The sequence below is a fragment of the Streptomyces maremycinicus genome (genome assembly GCF_001184025.1).
GTDB lineage: Bacteria > Actinomycetota > Actinomycetes > Streptomycetales > Streptomycetaceae > Streptomyces > Streptomyces maremycinicus.
Genome location: NZ_BBYG01000019.1, coordinates 82,205 through 97,205 on the forward strand (window position 1 = coordinate 82,205; position 15,001 = coordinate 97,205).

Below are 15,001 nucleotides of genomic sequence, written 5' to 3' on the forward strand. Positions count from 1 at the left end.
TCCCCGCCGGTCAGGCGGCGAAGGAGATGGTTCACGTGTCCGCTACGCCCGTGCTGGCGTTGCGCGGGGTCTCCAAGCGATTCGGTGCTGTGCAGGCACTCACCGACGTCGAGCTGGAGGTCCACGCCGGAGAAGTGGTCGCCCTGGTGGGCGACAACGGCGCAGGAAAGTCCACCCTGGTCAAGACGATCGCGGGTGTCCACCCCATCGATGAGGGCGTCATCGAATGGGAGGGAAAGCCGGTCAGCATCAACCGGCCGCACGACGCTCAGGGACTCGGCGTCGCGACCGTCTACCAGGACCTCGCCCTGTGCGACAACCTCGACGTGGTCGGCAACCTCTACCTCGGACGTGAGCTGCTGCACCGCGGCGTCATCGACGAGGTGACGATGGAGAAGAACGCCCGGGAGCTGCTGTCCACGCTCTCCATCCGCATCCCGAGCGTCCGCATCCCGATCGCGAGCCTCTCCGGCGGTCAGCGTCAGGTCGTCGCCATCGCGCGCGCCCTGATCGGTGACCCGAAGGTCGTCATCCTCGACGAGCCCACCGCCGCCCTCGGCGTCGAGCAGACCGCGCAGGTCCTCGACCTGGTCGAGCGGCTGCGCGAGCGCAACCTCGGCGTCATCCTCATCAGCCACAACATGGCCGACGTCAAGGCGGTCGCGGACACCGTGGCCGTGCTGCGTCTGGGCAAGAACAACGGCTCCTTCCCCGTGAAGGACACCAGCCACGAAGAGATCATCGCCGCGATCACCGGGGCCACGGACAACGCCGTGACCCGTCGTGCGGGGCGTCGCACCGCGGAGGCGGCAAAGTGAGCGACACGTCCAAGACCGTGAAGAGCGACTCCTCGGAGCCCGGGAAGGTCGAGAAGACCGGGGGCGTCATCGAGGACCAGACCACCGTCGCGCCCGCCGACGACCCGACCGCCGCGCCGGTGTCCGTCGTCGACCCGCGCCTGCTGGTGCGTGAAGAGGGCTTCAAGGGCTACCTCACCGAGTTCAAGCGCAAGGTGAAGGGCGGCGAACTGGGTCAGATCCCCGTCGTCCTCGGTCTGATCGTCATCTGGACCATCTTCCAGGCGAAGAACGACCTCTTCCTGAGCGCCGACAACCTCTCGAACATCAGCTACTTCATGTCGGCCACCGGCATGCTGGCCATCGGCCTGGTGTTCGTCCTGCTGCTCGGCGAGATCGACCTGTCGGTCGGTTCCGTCAGCGGCCTGGCGTCGACACTGTTCGCGGTGTTCGTGGTGGACCACACCATGAACCCGTGGCTTTCGCTGGTGCTGACGATCCTCACCGGTGTCGGCATCGGTGCCCTGCACGGCTGGTTCTTCGCGAAGATCGGCGTGCCGGCCTTCGTGGTCACCCTGGCCGGCTTCCTCGGCTGGAACGGCCTGATGCTGTGGCTGCTGGGCTCCAGCGGCACGATCAACATCCCGTCGGACTCCGGCCCGGTGCACCTGCTCGGCCAGAACTCCTTCTTCATGGACCAGGCCATCATCGGCGCGTACCTGCTGGCCGGTCTCGCGGTCGTGCTGACCGCCATCGGCAACTTCGGCGAGCAGCGTCGCCGCCGGGCCGCCGGTGTGCCGTTCCGGCCCACCACCGAGATCCTGCTGCGCGTCGGCGCGCTGGCCGTCGCGTCCTTCCTCGCGGCGAGCGTGCTGAACAACGCGTCCGGTGTCTCCAACGCGCTGGTCATCTTCCTCGCGGCGCTGGTCGTCGTCGACTTCGTGCTCCGTCGCACCACGTACGGCCGTAAGGTCTTCGCGGTCGGTGGCGGCATCGAGGCGGCCCGCCGGGCCGGTATCAACGTGCCGATGGTCCGCATCACCGTGTTCGCCATCTCCGGTGGCTTCGCGGCGGTCGGCGGCATGTTCTTCGCGGGCCAGACGGCCTCCGCGACGCTGAACGCCGGTGGCGGCAACACCCTGATGCTCGCCATCGCGGCGGCCGTCATCGGTGGTACGAGCCTCTTCGGCGGCCGCGGCACGGTGTGGTCGGCCCTCCTGGGCATGCTGGTCATCCAGTCCATCCAGACCGGCCTCGACCTGCTGAACATGAACACCTCGATCCAGTACATGATCACCGGTGGTGTTCTGCTGGGCGCGGTCGTCATCGACTCCATCTCCCGCAAGAGCCAGAAGGCCGCCGGGCGCGGCTGACGCTCCTGGTGACCCGACCGTGCCCGGCATCCGTACCGATGCCGGGCACAGTCGTGTCATAGGAAAGGCTCATTCTGGGTACGGCCGTTCGCGTGACCTATGAGGCATGGGCCGGAGTCCGTCCGCCCGGGCGGAACATTAGACTCGACGAGCCCGGCAACAGCTCGATCAGCTTTTACTGCAAGGAGGCACGGGTGCCGCTGCTGACCCGCATCAGGGGACCGCGCGATCTGGACCGGCTCAGCCTGGAGGAGCTGGACCAGCTGGCAGGGGAGATCCGGACCTTCCTGGTCGACGCCGTCTCCAAGACCGGTGGCCACCTCGGCCCCAACCTCGGCGTGGTCGAGCTCACGATCGCCCTGCACCGGGTCTTCGAGTCCCCGAAGGACAAGGTGCTGTGGGACACGGGACACCAGTCCTATGTGCACAAGCTCCTCACCGGTCGGCAGGACTTCTCCCGGCTGAAGATGAAGGGCGGCCTGTCCGGCTACCCCTCGCAGGCCGAGTCCGAGCACGACGTCATCGAGAACAGCCACGCCTCCACGGTGCTCGGCTGGGCCGACGGCCTCGCGAAGGCCAACCAGATCCTCGACCGCGGTGACCACGTGGTCGCCGTCATCGGGGACGGCGCGCTCACCGGCGGCATGGCCTGGGAGGCGCTGAACAACATCGCCGACGGCGACCGCCCGCTGGTCATCGTCGTCAACGACAACGAGCGCTCGTACGCGCCGACCATCGGCGGCCTGGCCAACCACCTCGCCACCCTGCGGACGACGGACGGCTACGAGCGCTTCCTCGCCCGCACCCGGGAGGTGCTGGAGCGCACCCCCGTCGTCGGCAGACCCCTCTACGAGACCCTGCACGGCGCCAAGAAGGGCCTGAAGGACTTCATCGCCCCCCAGGGCATGTTCGAGGACCTCGGCCTGAAGTACGTCGGCCCGATCGACGGTCACGACATCGAGGCCCTGGAGTCCGCGCTGGCCCGCGCCAAGCGCTTCGGCGGCCCGGTCATCGTGCACTGCCTCACCGAGAAGGGCCGCGGCTACCAGCCCGCCCTCCAGGACGAGGCCGACCGCTTCCACGGCATCGGCCCCATCCACCCCGACACCGGCCTGCCGATCAAGGCCTCCGGCGCCGACTGGACCTCGGTCTTCGGCGACGAGATGGTCGAGCTCGGCAAGGAGCGCGAGGACATCGTCGCGATCACGGCGGCGATGCTCCAGCCGGTCGGACTGAAGAAGTTCGCGGACACCTTCCCGAACCGCATCTACGACGTCGGCATCGCCGAACAGCACGCCGCGGTCTCCGCCGCGGGCCTGGCGGCCGGCGGGCTGCATCCGGTGTTCGCGGTGTACGCCACCTTCCTCAATCGTGCCTTCGACCAGGTCCTGATGGATGTCGCCCTCCACAAGTGCGGTGTGACGTTCGTACTGGACCGGGCCGGGGTCACCGGCACCGACGGCGCCTCCCACAACGGCATGTGGGACATGTCGATCCTCCAGGTCGTCCCGGGCCTCAGGCTCGCCGCCCCGCGCGACGCCGACCAGGTTCGCGCCCAGCTGCGCGAGGCCGTCGAGGTCGAGGACGCGCCGACCGTCGTGCGCTTCTCCAAGGGCGCCGTGGGCCCCGCCGTACCCGCCGTGGGGCGTGTCGGCGGCATGGACGTGCTGCGCGAGAGCGGCACCGACACCCCGGACGTGCTGCTGGTCTCGGTGGGTGCCCTCGCCCCGATGTGCCTGGAGATCGCGACCCTGCTCGACCGGCAGGGCATCACCACCACGGTCGTCGACCCGCGCTGGGTCAAGCCCGTCGACGAGGCCATGGCCCCGCTCGCCGAGCGGCACCGCGTGGTCGTCACCGTCGAGGACAACTCCCGGGTCGGCGGCGTCGGCTCGGCGATCGCCCAGGCGCTGCGCGACGCGGGCGTCGACGTCCCGCTGCGTGACTTCGGCATCCCGCCCCGCTTCCTCGACCACGCCTCCCGCGCCGAGGTCATGGCCGAGATCGGGCTCACCGCCCCGGACATCGCCCGCCAGGTCACCGGACTGGTCTCCAAGCTCGACGGCAGGTACGGCAGCACGGCCGCGGAGGTCGACTCCGTGGAGTCCGCGCGCGACTGACGTCGTACCGGACGAACCGACACGCCCGAATGGGCCGGTTGCGCCACTGCGAAGAGTGGTTAAACCGGCCCATTCGCGTTAAGTCGCCCGCGCCGGGGCATACGGTCTACGCCCCCTCTCGATCATGTCGAGGACGACACAGCGTGGGAGGTCCCCGTGAGCAGCACCCTCTTCCGGACGAAGAAGGTCGAGCAGTCCATCCTCGATACCGAGGAACCCGAGCACGCGCTCAAGAAATCCTTGTCCGCGTTGGATCTCACCGTCTTCGGCGTCGGTGTCATCATCGGCACCGGCATCTTCGTCCTGACCGGCACGGTGGCCAAGAACAACGCCGGTCCGGCCGTCGCCCTGGCCTTCGTGGCCGCGGGCGTGGCCTGCGCGCTCGCCGCGCTCTGCTACGCCGAGTTCGCCTCGACCGTGCCGGTGGCCGGCTCGGCGTACACCTTCTCGTACGCGTCCCTGGGAGAACTTCCCGCCTGGATCATCGGCTGGGACCTGGTCCTGGAGTTCGCGCTCGGTACGGCGGTGGTGGCCGTCGGCTGGTCGGGGTACATCGCCTCGCTGCTCGACAACGCGGGCTGGCACCTGCCGGCGGCGCTCAGCGGCCGGGAGGGCGCCGACGGCTTCGGCTTCGACATCCTCGCCGCCGCCCTCGTCCTGGTGCTGACGGCCATCCTCGTGGTCGGCACGAAGCTCTCCGCGCGGGTCACCTCGGTCGTGGTCGCCATCAAGGTGACCGTCGTCCTGACCGTGATCGTCGCGGGCGCCTTCCTCATCGACGGCAAGAACTACGACCCGTTCGTCCCGAAGGCGCAGCCCGTGCCGGCCGGCGACAGCCTCCAGTCCCCGCTCATCCAGCTGATGTTCGGCTGGGCGCCGTCCAACTTCGGCGTGATGGGCATCTTCACCGCCGCCTCGGTGGTCTTCTTCGCGTTCATCGGCTTCGACGTCGTGGCCACGGCCGCCGAGGAGACGAAGAACCCGCAGCGTGACATGCCCCGCGGCATCATCGGTTCCCTCATCATCTGCACCGTCCTGTACGTGGCGGTGTCGATCGTCGTGACCGGGATGCAGCACTACACCGACCTCTCGGTCAGCGCCCCGCTCGCCGACGCCTTCAAGGCCACCGGGCACCCCTGGTTCGCGGGCTTCATCAGCTTCGGCGCCGCCGTGGGCCTGACGACCGTCTGCATGATCCTGCTCCTCGGCCAGACCCGGGTCTTCTTCGCGATGAGCCGCGACGGACTGCTGCCGCGCTTCTTCTCCCGCGTCCACCCGCGGTTCAAGACCCCGCACCGGCCGACCATCCTGCTCGGCGTCCTCATCGCGATCCTGGCCGGCTTCACCAGCCTGAGCGAACTCGCCGAGCTGGTGAACATCGGCACCCTCTTCGCCTTCGTGGTCGTCGCCATCGGTGTGATCATCCTGCGCAAGTCCCGCCCCGACCTGCCGCGGTCCTTCCGGACCCCGTGGGTGCCGTTCCTGCCGATCCTGTCGGTGTGCGCCTCGCTGTGGCTGATGCTGAACCTGCCCGCCGAGACCTGGCTCCGGTTCGGCATCTGGATGGTCATCGGGTTCGTCGTGTACTTCCTCTACGGCCGCTCGCACAGCCTTCTGGGACGGCACGAGGAGACGGCCCTGAACGGCCCCGCCGGGCCCTCCGGGACCGCCGGTCCGGGCCGCGACGACGCCGTGTGACGCCCTTGGAGCCCCGGCACCGCCGCCGGGCCCGCCCCGGCCCTGTCCGTCCCCGAGAGGGACGGACAGGGCCGGTCGCGTTACCACACTGCCCGGATCCCGTCCGGGTCCCGCCCGGGGCGCGTCCCGCTCCGGACGCGTCCTCCGCGGTCGGCGTCCCGCCTCGGGCGCGGGACGCCTCAGTCCCGTACCGAACGCGGGCCCGTCACGTCCGCGCCCAGCTCCGTCACCCGGCGGCGCAGCTCGCGGTCGGCCGTGACGACCAGGCGGGGGCGCTCCACCGCCGCGGCGACCAGCTCGACGATACGGTCGTCCCCGCTGCCGGCCGCCTCCTCGACCCGTACGCCGGGCACCGGCTCCACCCCGCGGGCCGCGCCCTCCACGACGAGGACGATCTCCTGGGCCCCCTCGTGGCCCGGCAGCCCGGTCACGGCCAGCCGGTCGCGCAGGCGCTCCGCGGCTCCGCGCCGGTCCCGCCACCACCCGTCGGGCACCGATCCGACGACGTTCGCGGCGTCGACGATCACGAGCAGCGCGGCGTTGTCGTCCATGGGACCAGGGTGGCACGGACGGCCCCGCGGGTGTGACCCTCGCGCGGGCGCCGCGAAGGGTCCGTCATAAAGTGATCGGGTGAACGGCGACTGGCTCATACGCGGCCGCGACGGGCGGCTCGGTGTCTATCTGGTGTCGGACGACGCCGTCCTGTGCCGGGCGGAACGCGCCCCGGGCGGGCCCTGGGAGGCCCCGCGCAGGGTGGGCGGCGACCAGAAGGTCTGTCCGGCCCCGGCCCCGGCCGTCGGCCAGGGCGTGGACGGTTATGCCCACCTGGCCGCCTGGCGGCCCACGGTGAAGGGCGAGGCGGGGCTGGTGCACTCCGCGCACTTCCGGCCGCACCTCGCGGCCCTGGACTGGACGCCCGTCGGCCACCCCAACAAGAAGGGCGACCGCACCGGCACACCCGCGGTCGCGGTGGACGCCCAGGGGCGGGCGCACGTCTTCGCCCGCAACATCGGCACGGGACTGTGCATGGTCGCCCAGAAGGAGAAGGGCGGCTGGGATCCGTGGCGCGACCTGAAGGGGCAGGGCGTCGAGGGCCCGCCGATCGCGGTGACGGGGGAGTCCGGCTGCGTCCAGGCGTACGCCGCCGTCTCCGGGGGGATCCTGCACTGGCGCCAGGAGGCGCCGGGCACCCAGCCGGTGCTCCAGGAGCCCCTCAAGACGTCGGTGCGGCCGCGCACCCTGCGGGCGCTGGCGACCTCCGCGGAGCACACCACGCTCTTCTACACGGACGACTCCGGTGACGTGTGCGCTTGGCGTCCCGGCGCCGAGCCCGTCTCCCTGCTCGCGGCCGCCGGACCCGGTCCGGTCGCCGCGATCCGCACCGAACTCGACGGTCACGACTGCACGTTGCTCGCCCAGCGCTCCGCGAGCGGCCGGGTCGCCTTCGCCGCGTACCCGACGGAACGGGAGTCGGCCGGCGCCTGGTGGGCCGAGTCGGGACCCCAGCTGCCCGTGGACGCCATGGTGGCGCTCGCCAAGGACCACGAGGACCGGGTGGTCGCGGCGGCGCTGTCCCCGGCGACCGGCCTGCTCCAGCTCACCCGCCGCAAGGACGAGCCCGGCCTGGCCCTGATGGCCTGGCGGACGGTCTGACGCGGAGGCCTTCGGGCCACGCGCCCGCGCTGCCCGCGGCCGGCGGTGCGCCTGCTCGTGCGCCCGCTCCCGCGGCCGGGCGGTGGGCCGGGCGGGCCGGACCGAGAGCCCGGCCCGCCGGGGCCGGGCAGAGCGGCGGGAACACGGGAAAGAGGGCCTCCGCCGGTGGCGGAGGCCCTCTTCACGTCCGAGGACGCGGGTTCGCTCAAGCGGTCACGGGGGTCAGGCCGGAACCGAGGCCAGGCCCGGGGCCAGGAACTTCTTGCCGTTCACGCGCTCGGAGACACCCTCGCGGTCCAGGTACGGCGTGATGCCGCCCAGGTGGAAGGGCCAGCCGGCGCCCGTGATCAGGCAGAGGTCGATGTCCTGCGCCTCGGCGACGACGCCCTCGTCGAGCATGAGCCCGATCTCCTGCGCCACCGCGTCCAGGACACGCGCCCGCACCTGCTCCTCGGTCAGGACGGTGTCGCCCTGCTTCAGGAGCGCGGAGACCTCGGGGTCCAGCTCGGGCTTGCCGCTGTCGTAGACGTAGAAGCCGCGCTTGCCGGCCTTGACGACGGCCGCGAGGTTCGCCGAGACCGTGAAACGGTCCGGGAACGCCCGGTTGAGCGTCTCCGAGACGTGCAGCCCGATCGCGGGGCCGACCAGCTCGAGGAGCACCAGCGGGGACATCGGCAGGCCGAGCGGTTCGACCGCCTTCTCCGCCACCGCGACCGGGGTGCCCTCGTCGATGACGTTCTGCACCTCGCCCATGAAACGGGTGAGGATGCGGTTCACGACGAACGCCGGGGCGTCCTTCACCAGAACCGCCGTCTTCTTCAGCTTCTTGGCGACGGCGAAGGCGGTGGCCAGCGAGGCGTCGTCGGTCTGCTCGCCCCGGACGATCTCCAGGAGCGGCAGGATCGCGACCGGGTTGAAGAAGTGGAAGCCCACGACCCGCTCGGGGTTCTTCAGCTTCGACGCCATCTCGGAGACCGACAGCGAGGAGGTGTTCGTGGCGAGGATCGCGTGCGCCGGGGCGACCGCCTCGACCTCCGCGAACACCTGCTGCTTGACGCCGATCTCCTCGAACACGGCCTCGATGATGAAGTCCGCGTCGGCGAAGCCCTCGGCCTTGTCCAGGACGCCGGAGACCAGGGCCTTGAGGCGGTTGGCCTTGTCCTGGTTGATGCGGCCCTTGCCGAGCAGCTTCTCGATCTCGGCGTGGACGTAGCCCACACCCTTGTCGACGCGCTCCTGGTCGATGTCGGTCAGCACGACCGGCACCTCGAGGCGGCGCAGGAACAGCAGCGCGAGCTGCGAGGCCATCAGGCCCGCGCCCACGACGCCGACCTTGGTGACCGGACGCGCCAGGGACTTGTCCGGGGCACCGGCCGGGCGCTTGCCGCGCTTCTGCACCAGGTTGAACGCGTAGATACCGGCGCGCAGTTCGCCACCCATGATCAGGTCGGCGAGCGCGACGTCCTCGGCGTCGTAGCCCTGCTGGAGGTCGCCGTTCTTGGCGGCGGCGATGATGTCGAGGGCACGGTAGGCGGCCGGGGCCGCGCCGTGCACCTTGCTGTCCGCGACGAACCGGCCGCGCGCGACGGCCTGGTCCCAGGCCTCACCGCGGTCGATCACCGGGCGGTCGACGACGATCTCGCCCTTGAGGACGGACGCCGTCCACAGCAGCGACTGCTCCAGGAAGTCCGCGCCCTCGAACAGGGCGTCGGCGATGCCCAGCTCGTAGACCTGCACACCCTTGAGCTGCTTGTTCTGGTTGAGCGAGTTCTCGATGATCACCGAGACGGCCTTGTCGGCGCCGATCAGGTTCGGCAGCAGCGTGCAGCCCCCCCAGCCGGGGACCAGGCCGAGGAAGACCTCGGGCAGCGAGAAGGCAGGCAGCGCCGCGGACACCGTGCGGTACGCGCAGTGCAGACCGACCTCGACGCCACCGCCCATCGCCGCGCCGTTGTAGTACGCGAAGGTCGGGACCGCGAGGCCCGACAGACGCTTGAAGACCTCGTGGCCGCCCTTGCCGATGGCGAGCGCGTCCTTGTGCTCCTTGAGGAGCTCGACGCCCTTGAGGTCCGCGCCGACGGCGAAGATGAACGGCTTGCCGGTGACGCCGACACCGACGATCTCGCCGGCCGCCGCCTCCTTCTCGACCTGGTCGATCGCGGAGTCGAGGTTCGCGAGGGACTGCGGGCCGAACGTCGTCGGCTTGGTGTGGTCGAAACCGTTGTCCAGCGTGATCAGGGCGAAGCGCCCGGCGCCGAACGGCAGGTCCAGGTGACGGACGTGCGCCTGGGTGACGACCTCGTCCGGGAACAGCTCGGCCGCGCCCTTCAGGAGTTCGGTGGTGCTCACTTGTCGCCTCCGGCGGACTCGAAGTGCGGGTTCTCCCAGATGACGGTGGCGCCCATGCCGAAGCCGACGCACATGGTGGTCAGGCCGTAGCGGACGTTCGGCTGCTCCTCGAACTGGCGGGCCAGCTGCGTCATCAGACGGACACCGGAGGAGGCCAGCGGGTGACCGAAGGCGATCGCGCCGCCGTACTGGTTGACGCGCTCGTCGTCGTCCGCGATGCCGTAGTGGTCGAGGAAGGCCAGGACCTGGACGGCGAAGGCCTCGTTGATCTCGAACAGACCGATGTCGGAGATGGACAGACCGGCCTGGGCCAGCGCCTTCTCCGTGGCCGGGATCGGGCCGTAGCCCATGACCTCGGGCTCGACACCCGCGAAGGAGTACGACACGAGGCGCATCTTGACCGGCAGGTCGTTCTCGCGGGCGAAGTCCTCGGACGCGATGAGGGAAGCGGTCGCGCCGTCGTTCAGACCGGCCGCGTTACCGGCCGTGACCCGGCCGTGGACACGGAACGGCGTCTTGAGGCCGGAGAGGTTCTCCAGCGTCGTGCCCGGGCGCATCGGCTCGTCGGCGGTGACCAGGCCCCAGCCCGTCTCCCCGGCGTCCGGGTTGGTGCGGCGGACCGAGACCGGCACCAGGTCGGCCTGGATCTTGCCGTTCGCGTAGGCCTTGGCGGCCTTCTCCTGCGAGCGCACGGCGTATTCGTCGGCGCGCTGCTTGGTGATCTGCGGGTAGCGGTCGTGCAGGTTCTCGGCGGTCATGCCCATGAACAGGGCGGACTCGTCGACCAGCTTCTCGCTGACGAACCGCGGGTTGGGGTCCACGCCCTCACCCATCGGGTGGCGGCCCATGTGCTCGACACCACCGGCGATGGCGATGTCGTAGGCGCCGAAGGCGACGGAGCCGGCGACCGCGGTGACGGCCGTCAGGGCGCCCGCGCACATGCGGTCGATGGAGTAGCCGGGCACGGACGTCGGCAGACCGGCCAGGATGCCGGCCGTACGGCCGATGGTCAGGCCCTGGTCGCCGATCTGCGTGGTCGCGGCGATGGCGACCTCGTCGATCTTCTTCGGGTCGAGACCGGGGTTGCGGCGCAGCAGCTCCCGGATCGCCTTCACGACGAGGTCGTCGGCGCGGGTCTCGTGGTAGATGCCCTTCGGGCCCGCCTTGCCGAACGGGGTACGGACGCCGTCTACGAAGACGACGTCCCTGACGGTACGAGGCACGATGGCTCTCCTCCAGGTGCGGGATGGCACTGCTGCGGCACGCAAGCGCTGAGCGCGCGCTCAGGACCCATGCTACTTGTGGGTAACGTAGCTGCCCAGTCCCGGAGGGCCAAGCGGCGAACGTCACACCCGGAACGGGTCCGGGATCACCCTCCGCCGCACCCCCTGCCCCGCCCTGCCCCCACCCGCCCTCAGCCCCGCGGCGGCGCCGTCGAGCCCCGGGGTGTCAGGACGGGCGTCGGCACCGGATGCGAACCGGGACCCGACCCGGTGATCACCCCGAACAGCGTCCGCGCCGCCTCCGCGCCGAATCCGTGCACGTCATGGCTCATCGCCGAGAGCGTCGGATGGGTGAGCCGGCACAGCTGTGAGTCGTCCCAGGCGAGGAGGGAGACGTCGCCCGGCACGGCGAGCCCCATCTCCGCCGCCACGGCCAGCCCCGCCACCGCCATGATGTCGTTGTCGTAGACGATCGCCGTCGGCCGGTCCGCCGGAGCGGCGGTCAGCATCGACCGGGTCGCCCGCGCCCCCGCCTCACCGGAGTAGTCGGTGGCGACCTGCCGGGCCCCGGCCAGCCCCAGAGTCCGTGCCGCCGCGTCGAAGGCCGCGGTCCGCATCACCGTGTGCCCGAGCGCTGCCGCGCCACCCACCCGCGCGATCCGCCGGTGCCCGAGCGCCGCGAGATAGCGCACCGCCTCCGTCACCGCCGTCGCGTCGTCGGTCCACACGGAGGTCAGGCTCCCGGTCAGCGAGGGATGCCCCACGGCGACCACGGGCATCCCGAGCCGCTCGGCCGCCGCCACCCGGGGATCGTCGGCCCGGAAGTCGACCAGGATCGAACCGCCGATCTGCCGCCCCCGCCACCACGACTCCAGGAGCCCCGCCTCCTCCTCCACGGTGTGCACCAGCCTCAGCAGCAGCGAACAGGAGTGCTCGGTCAGCACGCCCTCCACCCCGGAGACGAACTCCATGTAGAACGGTTCCAGGCCCAGCATCCGGGCCGGCCGACAGATCGCGAGCCCCACCACGTCCACGCGTGAACTCGACAGCGAGCGTGCCGTGAGGTTCGGTTCCCAGCCCAGCTCCCGCGCCGCCGCGAAGATCCGGTCCCGGGTCGCCTCCGCCAGCCCCGGCTTGCGGTTGAAGGCGAGCGAGACGGCACCCTTGGACACGCCGGCGCGCGCCGCCACGTCCTTTATGGTGACGCGGGACGACGGGGAGGCTGTCATCGAGCGGGCTCCTGGCAGTACAGCGCGGCCCGGGCGGCGGCGGCATCGGGAGTCTCCCAGCCCTCGACCCCGATGGTCACCCGCTCCCCGGGCAGCAGGGTCACGAGCCCCCGGTCGGCCCGGGCTCCCGGCGCCAGCCGGTCGGCCTGGAGCAGCAGATCCCGGACGAGGGTGCGGGCCGTGACCGTGACACTCCCCGGCGCCACCGACACCTCGAAGCGCGGTGGCGGGTACGCGAAGTCACGGTCGGGGACCGGGAAGTGCGCGGCCCGCAGCCCGCCCTCGCTCGCGGTCCCGCCCGAACCGGGGGACACCCCGGCGTCGGCCACCAGGAACTCCTCGTGCCCGGCCGGCTCCAGTTCCGCGGGCACCCGCAACACGTCCACCACCCGGGCGCCGACCGCCAGTTCCACCCGGGCCGCGCCGATCACCTCTCCCGCCACGGACATCCGCCGCAACGAGACCGTCCCCTTCCACGGCTCGGCCGACTGGTTCACGGCGGCCAACACCATTTCACCGTGCCGCACTTGGAAGGTGAGCAACCGGTCCGCGTACAGCCGCCGCAACTCGTGGTACAGCGGCTTCTCCCGCCCGTCACCGTCGATCGCCGCCCAGGAGGTCACCGGCCAGCAGTCGTTGAGCTGCCAGACGATCGTGCCCGCGCACACCGGCCAGTGCGACCGCCAGTGCTCGATCCCGGCCGCCACCGCCCGCGCCTGGTTGACCTGCGTGAGGTAGTGCCAACGGTCGAAGTCCCCCGCCGGTACGTCGAAGTGGCGGGCGAGGCCGCGCGCCAGCTTGCCGTTGCCGTCCTCGGCCTTCTGGTGGTGCAGCATGCCGGGGGAGTCCGGCGCGAGCTCCTCGCCCGGCAGCGCCCGCCGCAGCGTCGCGTGGGCGGGCGGCGCCTGCCAGCCGAACTCGGCCACGAACCGCGGCACTTCCCTCCGGTACGCCGTGTAGTCCAGCTTGTTCCACACCTCCCACGCGTGGTGCGTCCCGTGCGCCGGGTTGTTGGGGTGGTGCTCCCACGACCCCGACCACGGACTTCCCGCCGTGTACGGCCGGGTCGGATCCAACTCGGCCACCACACGCGGAAGAACGCCCAGGTAGTACCCCTCGCCCCAGGAGTCCCCGGCGAGCCGCTCCTCCCACCCCCAGTCCCTGAAGCCCCACAGGTTCTCGTTGTTGCCGTTCCACAACACCAGCGACGGATGCGGCATCAGCCGGACGACGTTCTCGCGGGCCTCCGCCTCCACCTCACCCCGCAACGGCTGTTCCTCGGGGTAGGCCGCGCACGCGAACGGGAAGTCCTGCCACACCAGCAGACCCAGCTCGTCGCAGGCGTCGTAGAAGTCCTCGCTCTCGTAGACGCCGCCGCCCCACACCCGGACCAGGTCGACCCCGGCGTCGGCCGCCTGCCGCAACCGCTTCCGGTAACGCTCCCGGCTCACCCGGGACGGAAACACGTCGTCCGGGATCCAGTTCACCCCCCTGGCGAAGAGCCGCTCGCCGTTGACGACGAGGGTGAAACCGGTCCCGTGAGCGTCCGCGGAGGTGTCCAGGCCGACGCTCCGGAACCCCACGCGCCGTCGCCAGACATCGAGCGGCGCGTTCCCGTGACGCAACGTCAACTCAACGTCGTACAGCGGCTGCCCGCCATAGCCGCGGGGCCACCACAGCTCCGCCTCCGGCACCTCGACGCGCACCACACCGCTGGTGCCCGTCACCTCGACGCGCGCCGACCGGCCCGCCACCCGGGCCTCCAGCGTGAGCCCGGCCTCCACCCGGGTCCGCTCCACCTCCACCCGCAGCTCGACGACCCCGACGCCCTCCTCCACCGTCACCAGCGGGCGCACCCGGGCCAGGCGCGCCGTCGACCACCGCTCCACCCGTACCGGCCGCCAGATCCCCGCCGTCACCAGGGTGGGCCCCCAGTCCCAGCCGAACGAGCACGCCATCTTGCGGAGGTACTGGTACGGCTCGGAGTAGGCGCCCGGGCGCTCACCGGCCCGGCCGCGCACCGCCTCCGCCTCGGCGTAGGCCGAGACGAACCGGACGGCCAGCGGTCCCTCCAGCCCCGTCACGTCGAAGCGGTACGAGCGGTGCATGTTCCGCACCCGGCCGAGGAGCTGACCGTTCAGGGTGATCTCCGCGACCGTGTCGAGGCCGTCGAAGACCAGGTCGGTCTGCTCGTGCCCGGACGGCACGGCCGGCAGCTCCCTCTCGTAGGTCCACTCGCGCCGCCCCACCCACGCGACCTCCTCCTCACCCCGCCCGATGAACGGGTCCGGGATCACCCCGGCGGCGAGCAGGTCGGTGTGCACACAGCCCGGCACCACGGCCGGGAACGGCTTTCCCCCGTGCCGCAGGTGCCAGCCGTCGTCGAGCGATGAGGCCTCCAGCATGCGCACTCCCTAAACCGGTAAAGCCCACAACTGAGCGCCACTTCTTCATCGTTGGCGGGAATCTGACTTTACCGGTTGAGAAAGCGCTGTCAGAGTGCCGAATCAGCCAACCCGCTCGTGTTCCACCAACCCGCACGTGCTCATCCGTCCCGAG

The 15,001-nt window shown here is 71.0% G+C and carries 10 protein-coding genes; 5 read left to right on the forward strand and 5 right to left on the reverse strand.

Annotated features, from left to right (window positions below; genetic code table 11):
• Window positions 1-26 precede the first annotated feature (26 nt).
• The 4 genes from AOQ37_RS29320 (at window position 27) to AOQ37_RS29335 (ending at window position 5,988) form a co-directional block, all read left to right on the forward strand.
• Window positions 27-818, forward strand: coding sequence for an ATP-binding cassette domain-containing protein (locus AOQ37_RS29320; RefSeq protein WP_078615460.1), 792 nt, complete (start codon window positions 27-29; stop codon window positions 816-818).
• Window positions 815-2,170, forward strand: coding sequence for a sugar ABC transporter permease (locus AOQ37_RS29325; protein WP_062648611.1), 1,356 nt, complete (start codon window positions 815-817; stop codon window positions 2,168-2,170). Before AOQ37_RS29320 ends, AOQ37_RS29325 begins: the two co-directional genes overlap by 4 nt.
• Before the next feature lie 194 nt (window positions 2,171-2,364).
• A complete protein-coding gene (dxs, locus tag AOQ37_RS29330; RefSeq protein WP_062648613.1) occupies window positions 2,365-4,290 on the forward strand; it encodes a 1-deoxy-D-xylulose-5-phosphate synthase in 1,926 nt (641 codons plus the stop codon).
• Window positions 4,291-4,446: 156 nt separating this feature from the next.
• Window positions 4,447-5,988, forward strand: a complete 1,542-nt coding sequence (locus AOQ37_RS29335) for an amino acid permease (RefSeq protein ID WP_062648615.1) — start codon at window positions 4,447-4,449, stop codon at window positions 5,986-5,988.
• 179 nt (window positions 5,989-6,167) lie between these two features.
• Here the strand turns inward: AOQ37_RS29335 and AOQ37_RS29340 are convergent, their stop codons facing one another.
• Window positions 6,168-6,539: a PIN domain-containing protein gene (locus tag AOQ37_RS29340; RefSeq protein WP_062648617.1), complete on the reverse strand. Its 372-nt coding sequence runs from the start codon at window positions 6,537-6,539 to the stop codon at window positions 6,168-6,170.
• A 79-nt stretch (window positions 6,540-6,618) separates the two neighbouring features.
• Here AOQ37_RS29340 and AOQ37_RS29345 point away from each other — a divergent pair, with 79 nt between their 5' ends.
• Window positions 6,619-7,641 carry a PLL family lectin gene (locus AOQ37_RS29345; protein WP_062648619.1) on the forward strand — a complete coding sequence of 341 codons (1,023 nt, stop codon included), beginning with the start codon at window positions 6,619-6,621 and terminating at the stop codon, window positions 7,639-7,641.
• Between the two features lie 222 nt (window positions 7,642-7,863).
• Here AOQ37_RS29345 and AOQ37_RS29350 read toward each other — a convergent pair whose 3' ends face one another.
• From AOQ37_RS29350 to AOQ37_RS29365, 4 genes are all read right to left on the reverse strand, one after another.
• Window positions 7,864-9,990 carry a 3-hydroxyacyl-CoA dehydrogenase NAD-binding domain-containing protein gene (locus AOQ37_RS29350; protein WP_062648621.1) on the reverse strand — a complete coding sequence of 709 codons (2,127 nt, stop codon included), beginning with the start codon at window positions 9,988-9,990 and terminating at the stop codon, window positions 7,864-7,866.
• Window positions 9,987-11,213 carry a thiolase family protein gene (locus tag AOQ37_RS29355; RefSeq protein WP_062648623.1) on the reverse strand — a complete coding sequence of 409 codons (1,227 nt, stop codon included), beginning with the start codon at window positions 11,211-11,213 and terminating at the stop codon, window positions 9,987-9,989. The genes AOQ37_RS29350 and AOQ37_RS29355 overlap by 4 nt, the downstream gene beginning before the upstream one ends.
• Before the next feature lie 191 nt (window positions 11,214-11,404).
• Window positions 11,405-12,442 carry a LacI family DNA-binding transcriptional regulator gene (locus AOQ37_RS29360; RefSeq protein WP_062648625.1) on the reverse strand — a complete coding sequence of 346 codons (1,038 nt, stop codon included), beginning with the start codon at window positions 12,440-12,442 and terminating at the stop codon, window positions 11,405-11,407.
• Window positions 12,439-14,847 (reverse strand): glycoside hydrolase family 2 protein, encoded by a 2,409-nt coding sequence (locus AOQ37_RS29365; protein ID WP_062648627.1) that lies wholly within the window; start codon window positions 14,845-14,847, stop codon window positions 12,439-12,441. Before AOQ37_RS29365 ends, AOQ37_RS29360 begins: the two co-directional genes overlap by 4 nt.
• Window positions 14,848-15,001: the final 154 nt, after the last annotated feature.